We start from the raw sequence: 24140 nt of genomic DNA on the forward strand, positions 1-24140 counted from the left end.
AAAAATAGATTAGGAGGCAGTCCTTACCTTTGATTTAAACATCGTCGGGTTTTTATCAGGTGTTTAAAGTGGTTACGCATTACCCCTATAAAGTAAAACGTTACAAATCAGCTGATTTGTAACGTTATGAAACTATAGGAAAAAGTTAAGTCGGGGTGACAGGATTTGAACCTGCGACCACTCGACCCCCAGCCGAGTGCGCTACCGGACTGCGCTACACCCCGAAATTGGATTGCAAAAATATAAAAGCAGAATAGATTAACCTGTATCTTTTGTTGAAAAAATTAAGGTAAGTCCAAAGCCTCCATCCACTCGAACATGCGTTCCGTCCATCCCCTTAAATATTTATCTTTTCTGGCCAATGAAAAACCGTGTCCCCCTTTGGGATACACATGAAGGGTTGCAGATACTCCTTTATCGTTTAAGGCTCGGTAAAACAGCAAGCTATTTTCTACTGGTACGCCCTCGTCATCAGATGCATGAAACAAAAAAGTTGGCGGCGTGTTTGGGGTAACCTGTTTTTCATTTGAGAAATAAGTGACCAAATCAGTACTCGGATTTTCTCCCAGTAGATTGTTCTTTGAGCCACTGTGTGTTTTAGACCCAAAACTTATTACCGGGTATCCCAACGCCATAAAATCTGGTCGAGCACTCTCTTCATCAATCTCATCAAGTGGTGCATAAACTTCTTCATTAAAATGAGTTCCTAGAGTCGCTGCTAAATGACCCCCTGCAGAAAAGCCCAATATTCCAATTTTAGTAACATCAATATGAAATTCCGGAGCCATGTTCCTTACTATACGTAATGCGCGTTGCGCATCCATGAGAGGTACCAGATGTTTATCCACCTGTGAAATTGAGGAAGGCAACCTATATTTCACGACAATTCCAGTAACCCCTTTTCCATTCAAAAATTTAGCAATATCAGTTCCCTCCCAATCGTACGCCAAAATTTGATAGCCTCCACCAGGAAAAATTAACATGGCCTCACCGGTAGTATTCTGCTTGGCAGGTAGGAATACTTCCAATGTTGGTTCTTGAACCTTGCTTATACGTAATATTCCATTTCGCTTATGCTCTTCCTTTTCATTGGACTCGATACGATTAGGAATTTTGTCCTTTGGCCACAATGGTATAATCGTATCCTGTGCACAGACAACACTAATAAAAAGTATAAGAATACCAGATAAATAATTTTTCATAAGGAATTAGTTTAATCACACGGCCATTTAAAGTTGGCCACCTTATCGTTTGAGGCAGCGGAAAGATTGTAATGCCACCATTCCGTACGAATGGACCAAAAACCATATTTTTCCATGGTTTCTTTTAAAAGCTTCCGATTATCCAAAATATCTTGCGGAAGATCGGTATTATCGTGATAGGCTTTTTTCCCAAAGAAATCGAAATCGGTTCCCATATCCAATTCCACACCGTCCAAAGTGACCAGTGTTATGTCTACCGCTCCACCCTTATTGTGTATGGACCCCTTTACGGGATTAGCTACATACTGTGGATTGGGAACAATTTCCCACATTTTATATTGAACGGAATTGGGCCGGTAGCAATCAAAAAATTTGATTTTGACACCGTTTTTAACAAATTCCTCGTTCGCAGCGATTAGTGCCTTAGCCGTTTTGACACGGGTATAGCATTCTGGGCAGTCATATACCTTAGCCTTTAGAAAATTATTCTCCGTCGCATACCTCATATCATAGACGAACTGATTACTAAAGTCCGCAAGCCTAATGAATGTAGTATCCGAAAGTCCTTCAAAAGTTCTTAAAGTCTCTGGCTTCTCATCTGTAGCTTCAGTGTTTATTATAACAGTGTCTGTATGATTAATAGGCTTATTCCCCTCTGATTTTTCAGTGCTGTTCTTACAACCTAATACAAGAGAAAACCAACATAGAAGGATGGCATAATGTTTCATATCCTCAAAAATAAGGAACAACCATTGAAAATTTCTAATTGCACAAATTTTCTATTTCTAATTATTTAGAGCAATCAGCTAGTTGTTTATTGCCAAGCCCATTAATTTAAAAAAATGATTATATACAAAGGGCTTGCCCTTTAACGGATTACCATCCTCTCCTCTCCTGACAAAAACCATATCCCATTCAGGGATTACAAAACACATATTATTATGTAGACCACTAGCATAATACAAAGACTTGGGTGCATCCGGCATATGCAAATCCCCATTGGGCATAACACCGTTCACCCACCAGTTGTAACCGTAACAACCACGACCATCTACATTATCCCTGTCCGTCTCTGCAACAACATCAGTAAATACTTGGTTTTGTGTAGCTTTATTAATCCAATCCTTAGATAGTAGTTGTTGCCCGTTCCAATTTCCATTATTAAGGTAAAAATGACCAAAGCGTGCCAGTTGTTCCGCATTTATCATAACCCCGGTACACCCGTTATTAATTGCTATACCGTTTACTTCTTTTTCCGTTCCCCAGCCGTAGTCTCCCAATCCTATTTTTCTGCCTATGGCATCATCAAAAACCGATTTAAGGGTCCGACCGGTATGTATGGTCAATAAACGACCGAACATCATTTGCGCCTCGTCCCAATAAGCATACTTTGTACCAGGTGCAAAAAGCGGAGTGTCAATCGCATAAGGAGTCCATGACCAATCTTCACTTACTTCGTCCCATCGTGTAGCACCTTGAGCGCTATACCCCGAGGTCATACTTGCAAAGTGTTTCAACTGTACATCGGGGTACAACGCAGCCAGAGCCGTGTCAATCTCCTTGGCAAAAGTTTCTTCGGATAGACTCTGCTTATCTGTTAAAATACCCAATACCGTGCTGGTAAAGGATTTGCTGGAGGAATAAATATTATGTTTCTTGTTTATTGAATCACCCCGGTAAATACAGTAGCCTTTGATGGATATGAAAACTTCGTCCAAACCGTCCTCGCCAGATTCCGAAGCTAAATATTCCAACGCCGCCGTCATTTTTTCATGGTCAACACCAAGTTCCTCAGGCGATTTTTCTACCCAATTTTCTTGAGGAAAAACCATTTCTAACGGTTCCTTTTCCATTTTACATCCTAAAATTGCAGTAGCTAATAGAAAGGTCCCAATAGGGAAAAGAATGATTTTTCGTATTATTTCCACTTGACAATTCATTCGAAATAACATATACATCCTCTTGATTTAAAGATAAGTCTCATCATAAAAATGTTTGGAATTAGAGACTCAATAATAGTGGAATTTAATGAAAATAAAGCTCATTCTAAATTTTTAAGCATCTAATACTATTTCCTTCTGACCCACAAATTAAGAAGAGTTGAAATGAAACAAAATAGGCTTATCTTGTTGACTTCAAAAGAACGAAAATGTGAAACTACAACCTCATATAAAGCTTAGTAATCATTAAATTGACGCTTGTTAAACCTACCTATATCTATGAAAAATCTTATCATTTACTTCTTTTGTTCCTTTGTACTGCTTTCCTGTAAGGAAGAAAAAAAAATAGATGCCGAATCGTCAGTAGTCTCTAATGATAAATGGATGCTGGGTTTTGAAAAAACCGAAATCAATCCAATAATGCAATCGGACTCCAGCTTTGTTTTCACTGACCCGGTCTCCAAAAAGAAGGTACAATGGCAAAAAGCCGATGTTTTCAATCCTGGGGCCATAGTTCGGAACGATACCGTCTTTCTATTATTTCGTGCGGAAGATAATCCTGATGCCATTTTAGGGCATAGAACTTCACGAATTGGTCTGGCATACAGCACGGACGGTATTAATTTTGAGAAATATCCTGAACCCGTTCTATTTCCTAGTGATGATGAATTTGCAAAATGGGACCAACCGGGCGGAATTGAAGACCCTCGAATCGTCGAAACTCCGGATGGAGACTATATTATGCTCTATACCAGTTGGAACAAGGATATTGCCCGTTTGTCATCCGCCACATCCAAAGATTTAAAAAATTGGACGAAAGAAGGTCCTGTTTTTGAAAAAGCTTACGATGGTAAATTTTTAGATGTATGGAGTAAATCCGGTTCTATCGTAACCGAATTAAAGAACGGCAGACTCATTGCGAAAAAAATCAATGGAAAATATCAAATGTACTGGGGTGAACTTTTTGTGAACTTGGCACAAAGTGATGATGGAATTGGTTGGGAACCCCTATTGGATGAAAATGATGAACTCCTACATGTTTTTAAGCCTACATTGAATGATTTTGATAGTCATCTGACAGAACCTGGTCCACCGGCTCTTTATACCGAATACGGTATCTTACTTCTGTATAATGGAAAAAACCTGAGCGGAGAAGGAGCAACGACAACGGTGCCCGAAGGAACCTATTGCGGCGGACAAGTTTTGTTTGATAAAAACGACCCAAGTAAAATGTTGGACCGGTTAGAAACTCCATTCATCTGTCCCAGTTTACCTCATGAAGTTAGCGGACAGTATGCAGCGGGCACGACATTTATTGAAGGTCTGGTGTATTTTAAGGAAAAGTGGTTTCTTTATTACGGCACTGCAGACTCTATGGTTGGTTTGGCCATAAAAGAGTAAGTAATTTTGCCTAACATGAACTTTACATTTTTAAGAATCATTTTAGTGGGCTGCATTCTGAGCTTCGTTTTCCAATCCTGTAAAGGAAAAGAGGAGCCTATGGACACAGCCACAAAGAAAGGTCCAAACGTGGTTCTCATTATGGCCGATGACCAAGGTTGGGGCGATTTGAGTAGCAGTGGCAATACCAATCTCAGCACACCCAATATAGATGCATTGGCAAAAAACGGGGCTTCGTTTGAAAACTTTTATGTTCAACCGGTATGCTCGCCAACTCGGGCGGAACTCCTCACCGGTAGGCATTTTACGCGTTTAGGAGTTTACGAAACCTCCTCAGGTGGGGAAAGGTTGAATCTAGACGAGACAACGCTAGCGGACGTATTGAAGTCTGCGGGTTATGCAACGGCAGCCTATGGGAAGTGGCATAATGGCATGCAGCCACCTTATCACCCTAATGCCAGGGGATTTGATGAATTCTACGGTTTTGCTTCAGGGCATTGGGGAAATTATTTTAGTCCAATGTTGGAGCATAACGGTACAATAGTAAAAGGAAACGGATTTCTAGTTGATGACCTTACGGATAAAGGATTGGCATTTATTGAAAAGAATAAGGATCAACCTTTTTTTCTTTACCTTCCATACAACACACCGCATAGCCCCATGCAAGTTCCAGATGCTTATTGGGAACGGTTTAAAGACAAACCGCTGGAAAATTTGTATCATGGTCAGGAGCAAGAAGATTTAAAATTTACCAAAGCGGCATTGGCCATGGTCGAAAATATTGACTTTAATGTTGGTAGAATCATTTCACAATTACAGGAGTTAAATCTAGAAGAAAACACAATAGTCATATACTTGTCGGACAACGGGCCGAATGGATTTCGGTGGAACGGCGGTATGCGTGGCAAGAAAGGATGGGTAGATGAGGGAGGAGTTAGAACTCCTTTCTACATCCAATGGAAAGACTCCATCCCTGCTGGAAAGTTGATAAAAGAAATTGCGAGTGCCATTGACCTACTCCCTACATTGGCAGACATGACGAATGTTGTCTTGCAGACGAAGAAGCCCCTAGACGGAAAGAATCTAAGTCCATTACTATTTGAAGACAATGTATCGTGGGATGAGCGTCTCGTCTTTAATCATTGGAATGGAAAAACTAGCGTACGCACCCAAAATTACAGATTGGATGATGAAGGACGTTTATACGATATGACCGAAGATTTAGGTCAAACCAATGATGTTGCCACTGTATATCCTACGATTAAGGATTCTTTGGAAATGGAAAAAACTAATTGGCTTTTGGAGACCCTATCCATTACAAAAGAAAACGATACTCGTCCTTTTACGGTGGGACACCCAGAATACAAGTACACACAATTACCCGCCCGTGATGGTACACCAAACGGTGAAATTAAAAGAAGTAACCGTTTTCCCAACGATACTTTTTTCACGAATTGGATAAGTGAAAAAGACTCTATAACCTGGGATATTGATGTTGTGGCCGACGGCACGTTTGAAGTGGAACTCTATTATGCTTGCCCTCCCGCTTCCGTTGGTTCCATATTGGAATTGAATATGGATAAAAGTAGAATTGCTACTATGATAAAAGAGTCCAATGATACCGCACTCACTGGAATGGAGAATGACAGAGTTCCGCGAATGGAATCTTATGTCAAAGAATTTGTGCCTATGAAATTGGGTAAAATGGTGTTAAAAAAAGGGAAGGGCATTTTAACCCTGAAGGCTTTGGAAATGAATGGAAAAAGTGTTGCTGATGTCCGATTACTTTTGTTCAGAAGGCTAGATTGACTTTAATTGATTTCATATTGAAAAAGTTCACTATCCCTATATCCTATTCTTTCTGCTTTTGCTTCAAAGTGAATGTTGGTGTTTAAGGGCGCTACATAAATATTCCAAACAGAATCTTTTGGGTGTTTCCAAACAATGGTAGCATCTCTCGTTTTGGAAAACAAGGCTATTGTGGAGTCTTTGACTTCTAGCTCCAAAGGCCGTATCTGCGGTTGCAGACCATCAGGCATCCATTTATCTATCAATTCGTTTTCGGGAACGCTCCCAAGATCATTGGTTTCCTCCATCCAAGTGTCCAACAAATTCCTGTAGTGCAAAAGGGTGTCCTGCATTATAGGGAGCAAGGCCAAATTGTTAAGCTCGTAAGGGTCTTCTTTTAAATCATAAAGTTCTTCCGCAGGTTTGTGAGGATGTAACCATTGGGCTTGATTCTTGTTTAATCCGTTGACGGCATACAAATTTCTTAGCTCCCGCATCATTGGCATTTGTTCTCTATAGGATACTACAAGCGCGTGACTAATCGTGGTATCAAAATTCTTGATGTACTTGTACCGTTCGGAACGAACTGCGCGCAGGCGATCATAAATTTCATCGAAGCGATCTGACGAATGATAAGTATACTTTTTGCTCTTTCTAGTGGCAAAAGTGCCCAATTGTGCCCTTCCCTGCATCACTTTTGGTGGTTCTATACCTGCAAGGGAAAGTGCGGTTGGTGCCAAATCAACAAAACTGATCAATCGGTCGTCCTTGGTTCCAGGCCGCTCGTTTCCCGATAATTTAATAATCATAGGCACTTTAAGACCTGTATCATAAAGTGCTCGCTTATAGCGGGGAAAAGGACCACCATGGTCCCCGTAAAAAAAGATTATGGTTTCCTCGTAAAGACCATCTGCTTTAAGCTGCGCTAGAACACTACCTATTTGGTCATCCAAACGTTTCAGATTACTATAGTTCACGGCCAAGTCGTGCCGAACAATTTCAGTATCTGGAAAATAGGGTGGTACTTTTATCTTTGAAGGGTTTACTAACAATGAATCCTTTGCCCTAGCCCATACTTGAGATTCATGGCAAACTGAAAAATTGAAGACCGCAAAGAACGGTTGTCCGGCCCTCCGTTTTCGCCAATGTCTATTTTTACTACTTTCATCCCAGGCCCCATCAGTTTTTTCAAAATTATAATCCTCTTTAGGGCCATTGGACGTGTAATATCCTTTTTTGCGGAGATACTCGGTAAACATTTTCACACCCTCGGGTACCATAGGTGAATAGCTGGGGATTCCAATACTTGGCTGATTTTCACCATTAGCGTAGGCATTGTAAGTGCGCATATTATGTGTTCCCAATGTAGTAGGATACATTCCTGTTATAATAGCGCTTCTAGCAGGTGCACAAACGGGTACAGGTGAAACGGCATTCGTAAAAAGAATTCCATCCCGTGTTAAAGACTCTAAATGGGGAAGAGATATTGTACTATCCCCGTACATAGGAAACCAATCTGGTGACTGATCTTCGGCCACTAACCATATAATGTTGGGGAGCCGAGTGTTGGCTGTACTTTCTTCCTCTTTGTGCTCCGAACAACTTAAAAAAAGTAGAATTACACCCATTACTAATATACTTTTGTAGCATATGGATGTAGTCATACTTTCAAACAATTATTCGTTAAAATAAAAATAGGGACGAAAAGACTGATAATTAGTCTAGACTTCTAAGAAATTCTAAACTTTTAGGTACTTGCTCGGTTACCCTAGAAGATTCATCCTCAATGAATATATATTTCATACCAAGCTTCTTTGCTTCCTGCACCGACCCGGCAACATCCACCTGACCTGATCCAAGTACCACATTATTTTCAACATCGGATTCACCAGTATGACTTATCCCTACACCTTTTTCACAGTCCTTAAGATGCATCAACTTAAATTCATTCGGATATTTTTTTAACCAAGCCACAGAATCTTCCCCCGGGAGTGCGAACCAATAGATATCCATTTCAAAATCGAAAAAATCTGAATTTTTTATGAGATGATCCATCAGGAGTTCATCTTGATATGGTCTGAATTCATAGCCGTGCGGGTGATAGGTCAAGGTTACTCCGTTTTCAGAAAATAATTTTCCTGCCTTATTGAAGACTTCAATTGCCTTTTCCGTGTCTTCCAGTGTAAAATCAGTACCATTATGTGGGATCCAGAAACATACCACATATTTAGCTTCGTACGTTTGTGCTCTTTCCAAGACGGTTTCAGGACTGGACTCCAGTTCTTCAAACGGTGCGCTTACGCTAACCATTTCAAGGTCATTATCCGCTAGCATTTTTTTATATTCCTCCATGCTATAACCATAAGTGCCATCGTTCCCATCCTCCAAATATTTGATGCCCCATGCACTTATTTGGGCGAAGGTTCCCGGAACATCTTTCGGGAATTCATTTCTGAGGCTGTAGAGTTGTATTCCTATTTTGGGAATCTCATGATTTGCATCATCACATTGAACGAACAGCATGACCAATATTATTAGACAAAGTGTTTTTTTAAAGAACATGGGTAAATACTTTACAATTACTTTAAACTTTCTAGATAAGCCAAGCTTTGTGGAACTTGTTCCAGGACCCTAGAGGATTCGTCCTCTATGAACATATATTCAATACCTAATTTTTTAGCTTCGGCAACTACCCCAGCGATATCAACCTGACCCGTACCCAAGACAACATTAGTTTCGACATCTTCATGACCCGAATTGTTCCCTTTAATACCTTTCTGCATATCCTTTAAATGCAGCAGGGTGAATTTGGAAGGATATTTCTTCATTAAGGCCAGAGGGTCTGCCCCACCGTGTTTTGCCCAATATACGTCCAATTCAAAAGTGAAGTCAGTTGCATTCTTGGCCATATAATCAAATAGGGTTCCATCCTCATAGGGTCTAAATTCATAACCGTGGGGATGATACGCCAATGTAAGTCCGTTTTCCCCTAAAAGCCTTCCCGCTTCATTGAAAACTTCAGTAGCGTGTTTGGTTTCTTCCAAATCAAACTTGTTATCGTCATGGGGTATCCAAGCGCACATGACATACTTAGCACCGAAATCCTTTGCATTTTGGACCACTTTTTCCGGATTGTTTTCCAAATCCTCAAAACTTGCACCAACACTTACTACATCCAAATTATTTTCTGAAAGTAATTCAGTAAAATCTTTATTTGTCAATCCATAGGTTCCCCCTCCCTCGATTTTTGTAATACCCCAATCCTTTATTATTTTAAGGGTTTCGGGAACATTCTCTTTAAACTGATTCCTTAAACTGTACAATTGCAATCCCACCTCTTGAGCGGATAAGAATCCACAGCACAAAACCACGAATAGAATACATACTAGTTTCTTCATCATTTATTAATTTTAATCAGCTTTTATATTAAATTTAGGTCAGCAGATTTCCCTGTTCATCCCATTCCGCAATAATCCCTCGCTTGCTTTGATCAACACATTTGGCTATCCATTCCGGGTCATAGGCAACGCCATGCTGATCCAAAACATCCTGTGGTACGCCGTCCCAAACATTTGGCATGTTTCCTTTGTAACCCAAATCTTCTATACCAACTTTTGAAGTATAGTATCCGGTCATTGTCAAACCCCTCATCAAATAGAAAAATTGAATTTCAAGCGGTTGCTCATCCAAGGGTATTTCGGTATCATGATAGCAAATGGTGTCCAATATTTGTTTTTGTTGTTCTAGCGTAGCAGTTTTAAACTCCGTACCAAACTCCGTATTGCTCATATGGTCCAACCACATGAGCCCACCCAATAAAGTCGTTTGCATCTCTGGGATATCCTTTCCCATAAACTCTATGAATTCCGGTACGTCTGCTTCTAACGGACCGCCATGTGGTTCCTTTGGAGGTAGAATTACGGTGCTAAGAACACCAATGGTTTCTAGTTCATGTTCATTGAACAATTGTTCAGCGTTCAGTTTTTCTATGCGCTCCAATTCTTCCGGGGTTCTTCCAAAGTATTTGGTATCCCCAGAGGTAATTAATTCCTCGTTGGGTGTTTTATCCTCGGTTTTACAACCATGGAAAGCCAATGCCGATGCACCTGCTCCTAGAATCATGGTTTGTATACTCTTTCTCCTGTCCATCATATCTAGATATTTTGCTGTTTTAGTTGTTCTACAATGTAATCGGAAGCTCTCCATGAAAGTGCCATGATTGTCCAAGTACAGTTTTTATCGGCTTGAGACACAAATGGACCGGCATCCACGACAAAAACATTATCCACATCGTGCAACTGATTGAACTTATTCGTGACCGATGTTTTAGGATCATTGCCCATACGTGTCGTACCCACCTCATGAATAATTTTACCGGGTGCTTCTAATCCGTATTTTCTATCTGCACCAGGTTTTTCACCCAAGGGATGTCCACCCATGTTATGGATTAATTCCTCAAAGGTATCTTGCATATGCTTGGCCTGTTTTACCTCAAAATCAGACCATTGATACTTAAATTTTAATACCGGAATACCAAACTCGTCCACAGTAGTAGGGTCAATCTCACAGTAGTTCTCTTTTCTAGCGATACCTTCGCCGCGTCCACCAAAACCAACTACGGAGCCATAGTATTTTTTTACATCATCCCGTAAACCTTCGCCGTAGCCTCCAACCTTTAGACCAAAAAACTTATTAAAATCATTGGGATTCCAGCCAAATCCATAATTGGGTTGGCCCATACCTCCCCAAACTTCAATATGGTAGCCTCTTGGGAAATCTAGTTTGGAGTTATCTCCCCACCATGGCGAGTAAACGTGCATGCCCCCCACCCCATCTTCGTTATAAGAGGTTTTTCTGTTCATTAAGCCGGGGATGAAACCTGCGGCGCTTGATCCCGTGGAATCATGTAAATATTTACCCACCAAATTACTACTATTGCCTAAACCATTGGGATGTTGTTTACTTTTGGAATTGAGCAAAATTCTTGCGGAGCTACACGCAGATGCCGCCAGCACTACCACTTTACCTTTTAATTTATATTCTTTCCTGTCATCTTTACTGATATAGGATACTCCTGTAGCCTTACCCTCATCGTTCGTAGTGATTTCACGTACCATGGAGTTTACGAAGATTTTAACCTGACCTCCGCTTTTCTGGGCTGGGAATATTAGACAGCTCCCAGAAGAGAAATCGGCATATACTTGACATGAACGCGAGCATTGACCGCAGTAAAAACAAACGCCTCTTTCGTTGTTTATTTTTTTGGTCAACATAGATAGACGTCCTGGTATTACAGGTATACCTGATTTTTTTGCGCCGTTGATATAAAAAAGCTCATGTAATCTAGGTTTAGGGGGAGGTAGAAAAAATCCATCAGGATCATCTTCAAGACCTTCGTTTGTCCCGAATACACCAATAAGCTTGTCCACTTTATCATAATATGGCTTTACATCGTCGTAACCGATGGGCCAATCGTCACCATGACCATCCCTAGTCTTTCCTTTAAAATCCTTAGGGCCAAAACGTAAAGAAATTCGCCCCCAATGGTTGGTCCTGCCTCCAAGCATCCTAGAACGGTACCACCAAAAATCGGTTCCCTCTTCTTGTGTATAAGGTTCCCCTTCAACCTTCCATCCGCCATAGGCCATATCCCACTCCCCAAAAACACGATCGGTACCCGCACCCCTCCTGGGGGAATCGTAGGGCCATTTTAACTGGGTCATGGTTTTAGGGTCTGCAGGGTCAAAAAATGGACCTGCTTCTACTACGGCTACGTTCAGACCTGCATCCGCCAATTGTTTGGTAGCCATACCGCCACCGGCGCCAGAACCAACTATAATTACGTCATAAACTTCTGAGGATTCTTTTATTTGCATCGATAATTATTTAATTCTTCCCAATTTAATATTTTAAATAAAACTTGTTGGCATTTTTTATACCAACAGCATGATATTTGGCATATAGCTACGTAAGACATGATAAGAATGACAAAAAACCTACCTCAGAATATTACTCTAATTTCATTCAGATTTAACCATTTTATATATGTGCTCTATTAAGTTCTAAAGTACATTTTTCCAATTATGGAGAAATTGGTAAGAGCTTGTTCTCGTAAGCATTAGTCTTTTTTTTCTAGATGGTGGTTTCTTTAATTACTTTTAAAAGTAGATGCTGGCAAGTTGGCTGAATTAAAAAGATTTGGAATGGCAGTGTTTTCCCAAGCAAAACGTATATGTTTTGGCATTCTAACTTGTTTAGCACTTAGGTATACCATTTCGTCTTTTATTTTTGCTTTGGCAGGATAATATACACCATCCTCTCCGGCAATTTCAAAATGCGAGACTGTTTTACCCGTACTATACAATCCTTGATTATGGTCAAAGTGCACAATAACTTCTCTATCTTTTATTTCAATATTTTTATAAAGTGGACTATGCACTTCATTATCTTTTATGCCGTAATGTTCCTTTAGTGCGATATTGGCAAGGCGAAGACCCACATCCTGTTTATTTTGTGGGTGTATATCGTCTACGGTACAAATATCACTAGTCACGACCATGCCCGTTTTTTCAAGCTCAAGAGCAAGGCGTTGTTGGTTTCTAACCTCAGCACCCTCGTATGGCCGACCGTATTTGAACGGGGCTATCTGAACAAAATAAAAGGGGAATACATACCCTCTAGCGTTTCGCCAAGAGGTAATCATTCTTGTAAACAAATCCTTGTAGCTATTTGCATTTGCGGTATTAGATTCGCCCTGATACCATAGAACCCCGGCAATCTTGAAGTTTACAAACGGAGCAATCATCCCATTATATAAACTAGAAGGTTCTATAGTGACCCATTTATTGGGTTTAATCGATTCATGGGCCTTTAAAAGTTCCGGATACTTCTCAAAAACATCCTTTGGAGTCCATACTTCGGCACAGGAGGCTCCCCATGAAGCATCGATAAGGCCAATGGGTATGTTTGTCTCTTGGTGGACCCGTTTAGCAAAGAAATAGGCCACCGAGCTAAAGTCCATCATGGTCTCGGGCGAACAAGTCGTCCACTCCCCAGGTGCGTTTTCTTGTGGTTCTGGAGCAGTTCGTTTTTCTACGGTAAACAAACGTATGCTGGGATAATTGGCATTGCTAATTTCTGTCTGCTTATTATCTATACCACTATTGGCACTCCATTCCATGTTGGATTGTCCAGAGCATAACCAGACATCACCCGTCATTACATTGCTCAACACTATCTCATTATTGTTTCCTTTAAATCGAACTTCATAAGGCCCTCCCGCTTCTGGAGTGTTTACTGACAATTCCCATTTAGCATCGTTCCCGGTTTTAACCATAAAAGTCCGGTCGTTCCATCCCGTGTAAATCTCAAATTCTTCGTTTGGTGACGCCCAGCCAAACAGTCGTACTTCAGATTCTCTCTGAATAACCATATCGTTCGAAAAAATGTTCGGCAAGGAAATATCCGCTAAAAGGGGTTGGACGTAAACCAGGAAAAGTATAAGCAGTACTCTAATTTTCATCTGTATGACTATAATTGGTGAATATTTAAATATAATCAAATTAACCCTAGTTGTCATGGGCTAAAACAAGAATGAAATGTTTTTCTAAAACGGGAATCATTCCTTAACTTGAAATCTTAAAGGCAACTTATTTATAACTGAGAACCTTATTCATCATGGCAGATAATTTCTTTTTAAATCGTAGAAATTTTATAAAAGGAGCTTCCGCTTCTTTATTGCTGTCCTCCTTTGGCACTTACGGCATTGAATACTTTGCTCAAGAAAAGCCCAAGAGAGTTGCCCTAATAGGTACGGGTTGGTATGGCACCAGTGACCTTTTTAAATTGATACAAGTAGCCAATGTTGAGGTCGTTGCACTTTGTGATGTAGATGCCAACTTCCTAAACGAAACAGCCCTATTGGTTGCTCAACGTCAGAAGTCGGGAAAGAAGCCCAAGCTTTATTCCGATTATAGGGAAATGTTGGAAAAACAAGATTTGGACATTGTTCTTATTGGAACCCCGGACCATTGGCATGCACTACAATGCATTGCGGCAATAAAGGCTGGCGCCCACGTTTATGTGCAAAAACCAATAAGTGTTGATGTTATTGAAGGTGAAGCTATGGTTGCCGCCGCAAGAAAGTACAATAAGGTGGTACAGGTAGGAACCCAACGAAAAAGCACACCTCACTTAATAGATGCAAAAAAACAAATTGTTGACGCAGGTCTCCTAGGGAAAATAGGCCATGTAGAAATGTGCTGTTACTACCATATGAGAGCTAATGGAAATCCACCGGAACAACCGATTCCAGATTTTTTGGATTACGAAATGTGGACCGGGCCTGCACCTTTGCGTCCTTATGACGGTATTCCCCATAGACGGTGGTGGCGTACCTTCAGGGAGTATGGTAATGGCATTGTTGGCGATATGTGCGTACATATGTTGGACACGGTAAGGTGGATGTTAGATTTAGGATGGCCAAAAGAAATAAGTTCCCAAGGCGGGATTTATGTCCAAAAAGATGGCAAATCCAATATTTCGGATACACAGACGGCCGTATTTGAATATGACGAACTTAACTGCGTGTGGCAGCATAGAACTTGGGGAAACCCTGCGGACCCTGAGTACCCCTGGTCCTTTAAAATTTATGGGGATAAAGGTGTATTGTCCGGCAGTACCATGAAAGCTGATTTCGTACCACACGGTGAAGGAGAACCCATTCATTTTGATGTACTCTACGAAAAAGAAAAATACCCCGAAGATTTGATTGAAAAAGACAATGAGTTGAATGCTGCACCTGCGACGAGACGCCATATGATCGATTTTCTGGAAGCCATTAAAAATAATACCAGACCCATTGCCGATATCCAAGAAGGCCATATTTCCACGGCAAGTTGTATTTTGGCAAATCTTTCTATGGATTTAGAAAGACCATTGATTTATGACCCCAATACGCGCACAGTCGTAAATGACCCTGAAGCGACCAAATTATTACAGCGAGCATATAGGGGACCATGGGAGCATCCCCATCCTGATAACGTATAGAAATCAGAGCGATCTTTTCGTTGATTCCCGAATGATGAGGCTGGTTTTTACAACTTTTGTTTTAAAGGGGAGTTCTGCATCTGGGTTTTCAATCCTTTGTATCAGCAATTTTGCGGCGCTTTCCCCAATATATTTTCCATGCTGACTGACCATGGTCAGCGATGGGCTAACATATTCTGAAAGTTGGCCATTGGTAAACCCGATAATGGAAATATCCCTAGGAACTTCATAACCTTTAGACTTTACTATGTGTAAAATCTTCACTGCCGTAATTTCGTCCAAACCTAGAATAGCATCGATTTTGTTTCCCGTTAAAACAAAGGTCATGAGCAATTCTAAGTCATCCTGAGGTCCATAGTTTATAACCATTTTCGTATTGTATGCACGTCCGTTGTCCATCAAGGCTTTTTTATACCCCTCGTGTCTCAGTATGCCTACGCTAGATTTACCTATTGGAGAAACGAACGCGATATTTTCACAACCTAAATCCATAAAATATTGGGTCGCTTTATAGGCTGCCTCGAAGTCATCAACGATAACCTTATCACAGTTAATTTTCTCGGATACCCTATCAAAAAGAACTAATGGGATTTGATTGGAAATAATTTCATTTAAGGATTCAACTTTCCCTTTTAGTTGCGTTTCTTCAGATAGAGAAACAATCAACCCATCCACCGTGCCGGAGTCTAAAAAGGCCAACGTCTTGGACTCTTTCTCAAAGGATTCGTCAGTAATACAACTGATAATGTTATATCCTTTTTCATTCGCCACCTTCTCTATGCCGTAGAGCACTTGAACAAAAAAATAGTTTAAAATATTAGGAACCAGTACCCCAATGGTCTTTGTACTGCTATTAATCAGGTTTAGTGCTAGCTTATTAGGTTTGTAATGCCTTTCCTTTGCGAATTTTTGAATTTTATCCTTGAGGGCGCTACTAATTTCATGACTATCGCGTACGGCTTTGGAGGCGGTAGATATAGACACGCCAAAATGCTTTGCAATATCCTTCAGGGTAATTTTATTCATTTGTTAAAGCTAAAAAAGGTCTTTGAAAAATAGTCCATTTTTTCAAAAACCTTTCTTTGTCTATATCCAGGGGGAATATTACAATTGTTCTAATTTGGTCAATGCTTCGGATTTTGAGTTTACATCCAGCTTTAGATAAATATTCTGAATGTGAAAATTTACGGCACTGGTAGTTACAAATAGCTTATCCGCAATCATTCTATAAGTGGCTCCCTTGCAGAGATAGTCAACAATTTGATTTTCTCTCTCCGAGAACAACTTGTATGTTTTTCTGTGGAAATTAGACACCACTTTTTGTACGATATCGTTGCTCATCGTAGCTCCATCTTTGCGAACACAATTCAATGCATGAAGGAGCTTATCTTCACTCATGGGTTTCGTCAGGTATCCATTCGCGCCTCGTTTGAAGGCATCCTTTATTATTTCAAAATCATTGATTAGGCTAATCATAATTATTTTGACGTTCCAATCTTTTCTACGAAATAGTTTGATTGCATCCAATCCGCTAATCGTATCGAGATCAACTTCTGAAATGATAACATCTGGCGAAACTTTCTTGTATTTTTTCAAGGCTTCATTAGCACAGCAGTAGATGCCGACCAGGTCGTAATCTGGAAAATTTTGGAAATAACTTTTGTACGATTCATGTTGTGCCAATTCCTTTTCAATAACGATGATTTTTAAGATTTGAGTTTTCATTGTCGATGGTATTTATTGCCATCCTATTCCGGGGGAAATAGAACGACTGGGTTAGTACTAGGTAAAATTTGGTTATGCGTAATAATGACTTACGGAGTAGTTCCTAACGCAGTCAGACTAGCTGTATTTGGCATGGATGACCCTTGAAACGCTCCAAAATTAGTTTTTGGGCATAGCGGTTGCAAGGCCTCATCTTATGATGACGTGCGAAATCTACTATGAAATGTAAGTACCGAAAAGAAAGCTAATTCTTGATGAAATGTAGACTTGAACCAAATGTGAATTTATCTAGCATAAATGCGATTTGGCCATTGAACGACTTCAGAAGTACAATCAAGTGTTTGAGTTGAAACTTAATAGTAAAGTGGTTTCTGTAGGTAAGCGGTAGGTAAAAATTTTCCATGTTCTTGGGGGATTTGGGTTAACAATGGTTATCTCTAACTTTCTGATGGAAATATAGGGATATAAAAAATATGTTAGTCGAATGCGTAGGTTTTTTCGTTCAAATGCAAGAATTTATGCATTTCATCTATAAAAACTAAAAAATCCCTACCTAGATTGAGTATCAATTTCACCACTTTCCAAGTTGGTTCTGGGACAATTCTTATAAAATATGGCATAAAAAAAGGAGGGGACCCAGTTATCCCCCCGGATACCACCCCTCCTCTTATCGACAATTTACTCAACATAGAAATACTTAAACCCAATGTCGCGCCATAAATTTATCGAATACTAAATCTTAAAATATTATTGCTCCCTGCTTATATAGTCTCCATCATCCTCATAGGTATTGGAAGCCGTTGCCGTGGAGCGGTCTACCTGCATTATCCATTTTTCATCGTTGTACTTTCCGTTCAAATTAGAAACAAAGGCTGTTTTTGCTTCCTCCTTATAATCATAATCAGCTAAGTACACGTAATGCAGTCCATTTTCTTTATTGTAGAATTGTTTTGCATTTAATCCCTTTTTCTTCAAACTGTCCATAAAAGCATTGAGGTATTTTTTGTTCTTATACACGTTTGCTATGACATAGTAACCTGATTTAACTCCTACCATATCGGCTTCACCTAGCATTTTTATTGGTAACTTCTCAAACTGCTTGTTTCGTGGGTCCTCAAAAACCTCATAATTCTCTGACTCCGTTTCATTAGAAACTAACATGGTTCTGTCCTCTTGGCTAAAATCTTCTAGGCTTATTCGTATATTGTTCTTGATATCGGTACGTAAAAGACGTACAACGGTCTCAAAACGTTGTTCAAAAGCAGTAGTTCGTGCTTCCTCTATGGAATCCTGTCTTAAAATCAATTCATCCAAGATCAACCGATTTTGATAGGCAATTGAATTTTCATCTATATTTTCAGAAGTTGTTATCTCTTTCCTAGATTTTCTTCTTCCTTTATCCCTTTCTTCTATTAGGTGGGCAATTTGTTCTTCATAATTCCGAACAATACGATCTATTTTACTATCCTGAGAACTATCCACATAAGCATTACCTTTTTCGTCATCATCCTTAAAAGTATAGGCCAAAGAAAGCTCATGGTTCCATCCCAAATTGGCATTCTCTTGCGAAAGGTCCTTTTCCATTAAATAGCCCAATGACATCTTTTTACTTAGGTTAAACCCTATTCCTGCGGAAAGTCCATATTCCTCGTCCATGGTCGTCTGTAGCCATCCATATTTGGGCAGGTCCAACAAAAGAGATCCCAAATAATATAGGCTGCCATCATCGTTCTTACCTACCTGGGCCAAAGGCATCAGTCTGGCATTTTCAAACAATCCCCTACCTGCGTTAAAAGGATGGGTATATTGTACGGAAGCTTTAATACTATTAATGGATAGGTTCGTTAAAAACTCGTTCGTAGTCTGGTTATAACGTAGCATGTCTTCTGCATATAAACCAAAATCAAACTTTCCTACGGATAAGTTCATGCCTGGCTGCACGGCAATTTTACTTTCTTTTCTGGCTTCGGAAACCTCTGGGTCATCTTCAGTAACAACCACTCTGTTCTTATCCAGTCCTTGGTTAAAATAGGTGACGTTGGTACCAAAAGCAAGTTTCGTTTTTTCTCCCAAGGTTACGGATGTCGCATAATTGGCATTGAAACCAAATTCTTGTACAACTCCGGACCATTGGCTATAAACTCCTATTCCTACTGCGGTATTCTCGTTGATTTTATTACTGAATCCAAGAAAATAGTTTTGGCTATTATCATCGAACGTAGCGTATTGGTTTCTATGTAGGATATTAAGATATGATTTATTCTCCCTGACCAACGAAAAGGTAGGATTGATTAAAAATCGATTAAAGAATAATTGATTGTGATACGTACTACTAGAGCTTAGGTCGTTATTTGTTTCTTGACCATGCATGGATAAGTTTCCTAGAACTATGATAAAAACAAGGGGGAGACCTATCTTTTTGGATAAGGTATGGGTATAGTTCATGATATTATTTTTATAAGTTTAAATTTGGGCGTGCAAAGGAAGTATGTGTAAGTACGCTACTCCTTTGAAGGGTTCAATTTTCCGAAGACATGCGGGTTACTATTGTTCGTCTTCAAATACGGAGGAGGAATAATCCATTTGGACTCCGGTATTCAGCGCTTCTAACAACCGATAATCTTTTTCCTTTGTTGGATTTCGGTTATTGGAATAGCTAAAGGCTACTTTTTGTGTGGATCGGCCTTCTTTTCCTCTAGTGGACACAATATAGTCCATTCCGTTTTTGGACAAGAACTGTATGGACAGATCGTCTTCCTTACTGTTTATGGGGTTGCCGAGATTCATGGCCAGACCAACTTTATTTTGGGCCACTTCTACTATATAAACGTCTAGACCACCATAACCTTTGTGACCTTCGGAAGCAAATACCAGCGTATTTCCTTCCATCAATTTGGGATATAGGTCATTCTTGTCCGTATTTACCTTGTTTCCAAGGTTTTTCGCAATGCCAGCTGCTCCGTTGCTTTGTATGTTGGATACATAGATATCATACTCCCCAAAGGAGCCTGGCATGTTCGATGCGAAAAATAATCGTTTACCATCCTCCGAAATCGTTGGATGTAGGGCCGAGTAATCATTAGGACATAATTTCAACTCTTTTATGGTTTTCCATTCTCCATCAACCTTGTCTGCTTTGTATATTTTATGCAGTAACTGTTTTTTAGAGAAAAGGCCATAAGTAGGTTTCACATAGGTAGACTTGCTAAAATAAGCCGTGTTCCCATCGCTTGTAATGCTAATTGGTGATTCATAATTCTTCTGGTTAGGCATATTTTTAAGGTCAGCCGTTTTTAAAACCTTATAATCTGCTTTACCGGATTTTCGAACCTCGTTTACGGCCAACTCATTGTTGGCCGTGGTAAAATTTAAGGGTCTGAAATTCCTTCTGTTAGAATTACTGACATTGCTTTTAAGGGAAGCATCGGTCATTTGATAATCCTCCCGAACAAGTTCCGTCCAGTTCTCATCATCTTCTTCATTGTCATTTTGCTGTTGTCCAATTTTGGAAACTGCATAGTCGTAACGTTTTTGGTAATTACCGTCCAAAATTCCATCTTCCGTAAAAGCAAGTAGCTTTTCGTACCAGAAAAGGGCGGTCTCATAGTTTTGGGAGAGAAAATTGGCATTACCAAGGTCTTCATAGATTTCCTTTTCGGAATAACCCATGGACTTTAATTCTTCAAAATTATGAAGTCTTTTAGTGGCATCCTCAAATGTGAGGCCCGCCTCAAATTGCTGTGCACAAAGGGACCAGCAGCACAGGGCGGTAGCGCATCCCAGAAATAGTTTTTGTGTTAGAGTATTTTGCATGATAATAGATTTTGGGGGTTAACAGGTCAAAGTTCTAAAATCATTTTCACGCCATACTTAATAAAAATTCATAGGTTTTTCGTTTTTCTACCTCTTTTTGACGTTAAACGGGTGAAATGATGATAAAACAAGAAGGATATTACGAAATTCGTTAATGAAGATCAGTGGATGGATTAACGAAGGAACTTGCCAAAGATTGTTTAATAAGGATTAAACATCTTTCAAAATTTACATAAAGGCTCCTTCAGTCCCGAATTCTGCAATTACTGAACTAACCTGTAAAGTAGGTCAAAACCGAAATAACGATGACTATCAAAAGCCCAGAAAGAACAATATCCACTTTGGTTATGCTTTCCTTATTCAATTTCTTATCCGCATCGCTCAGCGTACCAAAGGCCAATCCTTTTATAGTCGCATAATCTGGTGCCGTTGTAGCCAAACTCACAGAAATACAAACAAAAATTGAAAAGATGAACATGAAGATGGCCATGTGGGCGAAATTAATAGTAGCGAAGGAATATAGTACTCCCGATAAATCAGCTACGTAGATTTCCGCAATAATTCTCAAGGCCGCTACAGCTAAACCGGAAAATAAGGTAACAATTGCAGCTTGTGAATTAACGCGTTTCCACAATATACCCAAAACGAACACTGCCGTAATGGGTGGGGCTATATAAGACTGTACACTCTGTAAATATTGATAAAGCACCCCTCCCCCAATTTTCTCCATTATCGGAATCCATATAATACCCAGTACAACGACAATGGACGTGGCTATTTTACCTACGTTCAACAATTTCCTTTCTGCCGTAAGAGGTTTTAGTTTTTTGTAAATATCGATAGTGAATATGGTGGAGCAAGAATTAAAGACCGATGCCAAAGAGCTCATTAACGCAGCCATTAATCCACCCGCTACCAACCCTTTTAAACCGACAGGTAATAAAGTTTTGACCAACACAGGGAATACCTCATCGCTTTTTTCATAGGTGATTACACCTTGATTTGCCAATGCGAATGCAATAATCCCTGGGATTAGAAATATGAAAATAGGCAATAACTTAAGGTAGGCCCCGAAGATGGCTCCTCTACGTCCTATCTTGATATTACTGGCAGCTAAGGTGCGTTGCACGATATATTGGTCGGTACACCAATACCATACCCCCACAATAGTTCCTCCAAACAGCATTCCCGTCCATGGAAAATCAGGATCAGAAATAGGCCGCCACATATTGAAATGTTCCGAGCCTGCCGCCAATCGCAACTCTTCCCACCCCCTACTTTTTCCAAACCCAGGTAAGTGATAATCATGGAACCCGCTATTAATATGACCGTTTGAAGGGTTTCCGTGTATATAACAGCCTTCATACCTCCAATTACGGTATAAGCACCTGTAAAAAGCACGATACCTATGGCACCATACCAAAACGGAATCCCTAACAATTCGGAAACAACGATACCACCTGCGTAAATGGTGACCGATACCTTGGTAATTACGTAACCGACCAATGAAAAAACAGATAGAAACCATCTGGATCTACTGTCGAAACGTTTTTCCAGAAACTCTGGCATGGTAAAAGCGTTACTTCTAAAATAGAAAGGAAGAAATAGCCACCCTAAAAGCAAAACAATCCAGGCGTGAAGTTCATAGTGCGCCATGGGCATTCCAGATTCCGCACCCGTACCTGCCAAGCCAACGACATGTTCCGAACCAATATTAGAAGCAAAAATAGATGCACCGATGACGAACCAGCCCACATTTCGTCCAGCAAGAAAATAGTCCTCAGTATTTTTATTCTTTTGAAGTACCACCCATACCGCTACCCCAATGAGTGCTGCTAAATAAGCCCCAAGCACCCACCAATCGGCTGTTTCTAATATCGATTCCATACGTATCCCTTAAGAATATTGATTCAATATATTTTCATAAAGCTCCTGCTTTCCACTTATTTGCTCCGGTTCCCCTTTCTCTTTAGCTATTTCGTATAGGTCGGTCATGGTCAGTTTACCAGCTTTAAAGTCTGCTCCTTTACCGGAATTAAATGAACTATATCTTTTCTGTAACATGGATTCATAAGGAGATTTCTGGATCATGGCATCGGCTGCTAATAAAGCACGTGCAAATGTATCTGCACCTCCAATATGCGCATGGAATATGTCATCTAAATCCGTCGAATTCCTTCTCGTCTTGGCATCAAAGTTGACACCGCCACCTTGGATTCCACCAGATTTTAAAATGACCAACATGGCCTCTGCGGTTTCCATCACATTATTGGGAAACTGGTCCGTATCCCATCCGTTTTGATAATCGCCCCTATTGGCATCGATACTTCCCAACATACCTGCGTTGGCCGCTACTTGAAGTTCATGCTGGAAGGTATGTTGTGCCAATGTAGCATGGTTTACTTCAATATTTAATTTAAAGTCTTTATCTAGACCGTATTCCCGTATGGAATTAATTGAAGTAGCCGCATCAAAATCATATTGATGCTTCGTAGGCTCCATAGGTTTGGGTTCAATGAAGAAAGTACCTTCAAAACCTTGTCCACGTGCATAATCTTTAGCCATGTTCAAGAATCGTCCAATATTGTCCTGTTCCAATTTCATATCGGTATTCAAGAGCGACATATACCCCTCACGACCACCCCAGAAAACATAATTCTCACCCCCGAGAGCTATGGTGGCGTCCAAGGCTATTTTGACCTGTGCACCTGCCCTGGCTACGACATCAAAATTAGGATTAGATGCAGCCCCGTTCATATAGCGCGGATTCGAAAAACAATTGGCAGTCCCCCATAACAATTTAACGCCAGAGGCATTTTGTTTCTCCTTTAAATATTCCACAGTTTTGTGAATGCGCTTTTCCGACTCGGCTAAACTAGCACCTTCATCGATGAGATCATAATCGTGAAAACAATAGTAATCAAAGCCCATTTTAGTAACGAACTCAAAAGCAGCATCCGCTTTGTCCCTAGCAGCTTGTAGTGCATCTGAAGATGTGGCCCATGGAAAATTTTTGGTTCCCGGACCAAAAGGGTCACCACCTGTACCACACAAGGTATGCCAATAGGCAACAGCAAACTTAAAATGTTCACGCATGGTTTTGCCGGCAACCATTTGCTCGGGGTTATAATATTTGAACGCCAAGGGATTGTCTGAATCTTTACCTTCATACTTTATCTCTCCAATCCCTTTAAAATATTCCTTGTTTCCTACTAGTGCCATA

At 40.2% G+C, this 24140-nt stretch carries 19 protein-coding genes and 1 tRNA gene; 3 read left to right on the forward strand and 17 right to left on the reverse strand.

Annotated features, from left to right (window positions below; all coding sequences use genetic code 11):
• Positions 1-150 precede the first annotated feature (150 nt).
• The 4 genes from N8A89_RS01245 to N8A89_RS01260 all read right to left on the reverse strand — a co-directional run bounded on the left by N8A89_RS01245 (position 151) and on the right by N8A89_RS01260 (position 3130).
• Positions 151-224: transfer RNA gene (locus tag N8A89_RS01245), tRNA-Pro, on the reverse strand.
• A 60-nt stretch (positions 225-284) separates the two neighbouring features.
• Positions 285-1202, reverse strand: a complete 918-nt coding sequence (locus tag N8A89_RS01250; RefSeq protein ID WP_281540631.1) for an alpha/beta hydrolase — start codon at positions 1200-1202, stop codon at positions 285-287.
• Positions 1203-1213: 11 nt separating this feature from the next.
• Complete coding sequence (locus N8A89_RS01255) at positions 1214-1930, reverse strand: M15 family metallopeptidase (RefSeq protein WP_281543320.1); 717 nt, start codon at positions 1928-1930, stop codon at positions 1214-1216.
• A 78-nt stretch (positions 1931-2008) separates the two neighbouring features.
• Positions 2009-3130, reverse strand: a complete 1122-nt coding sequence (locus N8A89_RS01260) for a serine hydrolase domain-containing protein (RefSeq protein ID WP_281540632.1) — start codon at positions 3128-3130, stop codon at positions 2009-2011.
• A gap of 291 nt (positions 3131-3421) precedes the next feature.
• Here N8A89_RS01260 and N8A89_RS01265 point away from each other — a divergent pair, with 291 nt between their 5' ends.
• On the forward strand, positions 3422-4543 hold the full coding sequence (locus N8A89_RS01265; RefSeq protein WP_289644736.1) for a glycoside hydrolase family 130 protein: 1122 nt from the start codon (positions 3422-3424) through the stop codon (positions 4541-4543).
• Between the two features lie 15 nt (positions 4544-4558).
• Entirely contained in the window at positions 4559-6352 is a 1794-nt protein-coding gene (locus tag N8A89_RS01270; RefSeq protein ID WP_289644737.1) for an arylsulfatase, read from the forward strand.
• A 2-nt stretch (positions 6353-6354) separates the two neighbouring features.
• On the opposite strand, the gene N8A89_RS01275 is transcribed toward N8A89_RS01270, so the two are convergent.
• The 6 genes from N8A89_RS01275 to N8A89_RS01300 form a co-directional block, all read right to left on the reverse strand.
• Positions 6355-7959: a sulfatase family protein gene (locus tag N8A89_RS01275; protein ID WP_289644738.1), complete on the reverse strand. Its 1605-nt coding sequence runs from the start codon at positions 7957-7959 to the stop codon at positions 6355-6357.
• An 88-nt stretch (positions 7960-8047) separates the two neighbouring features.
• Positions 8048-8854 carry a sugar phosphate isomerase/epimerase family protein gene (locus N8A89_RS01280; RefSeq protein WP_281540635.1) on the reverse strand — a complete coding sequence of 269 codons (807 nt, stop codon included), beginning with the start codon at positions 8852-8854 and terminating at the stop codon, positions 8048-8050.
• A gap of 56 nt (positions 8855-8910) precedes the next feature.
• On the reverse strand, positions 8911-9732 hold the full coding sequence (locus N8A89_RS01285) for a sugar phosphate isomerase/epimerase family protein (RefSeq protein ID WP_281540636.1): 822 nt from the start codon (positions 9730-9732) through the stop codon (positions 8911-8913).
• A 31-nt stretch (positions 9733-9763) separates the two neighbouring features.
• Complete coding sequence (locus tag N8A89_RS01290) at positions 9764-10480, reverse strand: gluconate 2-dehydrogenase subunit 3 family protein (protein WP_281543321.1); 717 nt, start codon at positions 10478-10480, stop codon at positions 9764-9766.
• A 5-nt stretch (positions 10481-10485) separates the two neighbouring features.
• The gene (locus tag N8A89_RS01295) at positions 10486-12207 is read right to left on the reverse strand and encodes a GMC family oxidoreductase (protein WP_289644739.1); all 1722 of its coding nucleotides are present in this window, start codon (positions 12205-12207) and stop codon (positions 10486-10488) included.
• Between the two features lie 272 nt (positions 12208-12479).
• Positions 12480-13853 (reverse strand): sialate O-acetylesterase, encoded by a 1374-nt coding sequence (locus N8A89_RS01300; protein WP_281540637.1) that lies wholly within the window; start codon positions 13851-13853, stop codon positions 12480-12482.
• Positions 13854-14008: 155 nt separating this feature from the next.
• Between N8A89_RS01300 and N8A89_RS01305 the strand changes: the two genes are divergently transcribed.
• Positions 14009-15379: a Gfo/Idh/MocA family protein gene (locus tag N8A89_RS01305; RefSeq protein ID WP_281540638.1), complete on the forward strand. Its 1371-nt coding sequence runs from the start codon at positions 14009-14011 to the stop codon at positions 15377-15379.
• A 3-nt stretch (positions 15380-15382) separates the two neighbouring features.
• Here N8A89_RS01305 and N8A89_RS01310 read toward each other — a convergent pair whose 3' ends face one another.
• From N8A89_RS01310 to xylA, 7 genes are all read right to left on the reverse strand, one after another.
• Positions 15383-16405 carry a LacI family DNA-binding transcriptional regulator gene (locus N8A89_RS01310; RefSeq protein WP_281540639.1) on the reverse strand — a complete coding sequence of 341 codons (1023 nt, stop codon included), beginning with the start codon at positions 16403-16405 and terminating at the stop codon, positions 15383-15385.
• A gap of 78 nt (positions 16406-16483) precedes the next feature.
• Entirely contained in the window at positions 16484-17104 is a 621-nt protein-coding gene (locus N8A89_RS01315) for a response regulator (RefSeq protein WP_281540640.1), read from the reverse strand.
• A gap of 747 nt (positions 17105-17851) precedes the next feature.
• Complete coding sequence (locus N8A89_RS01320) at positions 17852-19549, reverse strand: PorP/SprF family type IX secretion system membrane protein (protein WP_281540641.1); 1698 nt, start codon at positions 19547-19549, stop codon at positions 17852-17854.
• A 99-nt stretch (positions 19550-19648) separates the two neighbouring features.
• On the reverse strand, positions 19649-20917 hold the full coding sequence (locus N8A89_RS01325) for a TolB-like translocation protein (RefSeq protein WP_281540642.1): 1269 nt from the start codon (positions 20915-20917) through the stop codon (positions 19649-19651).
• Between the two features lie 271 nt (positions 20918-21188).
• Entirely contained in the window at positions 21189-22145 is a 957-nt protein-coding gene (locus N8A89_RS17665; protein WP_347343945.1) for a sodium:solute symporter family transporter, read from the reverse strand.
• Positions 22031-22804, reverse strand: coding sequence for a sodium:solute symporter family transporter (locus N8A89_RS17670; RefSeq protein WP_347343946.1), 774 nt, complete (start codon positions 22802-22804; stop codon positions 22031-22033). Before N8A89_RS17670 ends, N8A89_RS17665 begins: the two co-directional genes overlap by 115 nt.
• 9 nt (positions 22805-22813) lie before the next feature.
• Entirely contained in the window at positions 22814-24139 is a 1326-nt protein-coding gene (xylA, locus tag N8A89_RS01335) for a xylose isomerase (protein ID WP_281540643.1), read from the reverse strand.
• Position 24140: the final 1 nt, after the last annotated feature.

Origin of the sequence: Maribacter aestuarii (genome assembly GCF_027474845.2) — a bacterium.
GTDB classification, from domain to species: Bacteria; Bacteroidota; Bacteroidia; order Flavobacteriales; family Flavobacteriaceae; genus Maribacter; species Maribacter aestuarii.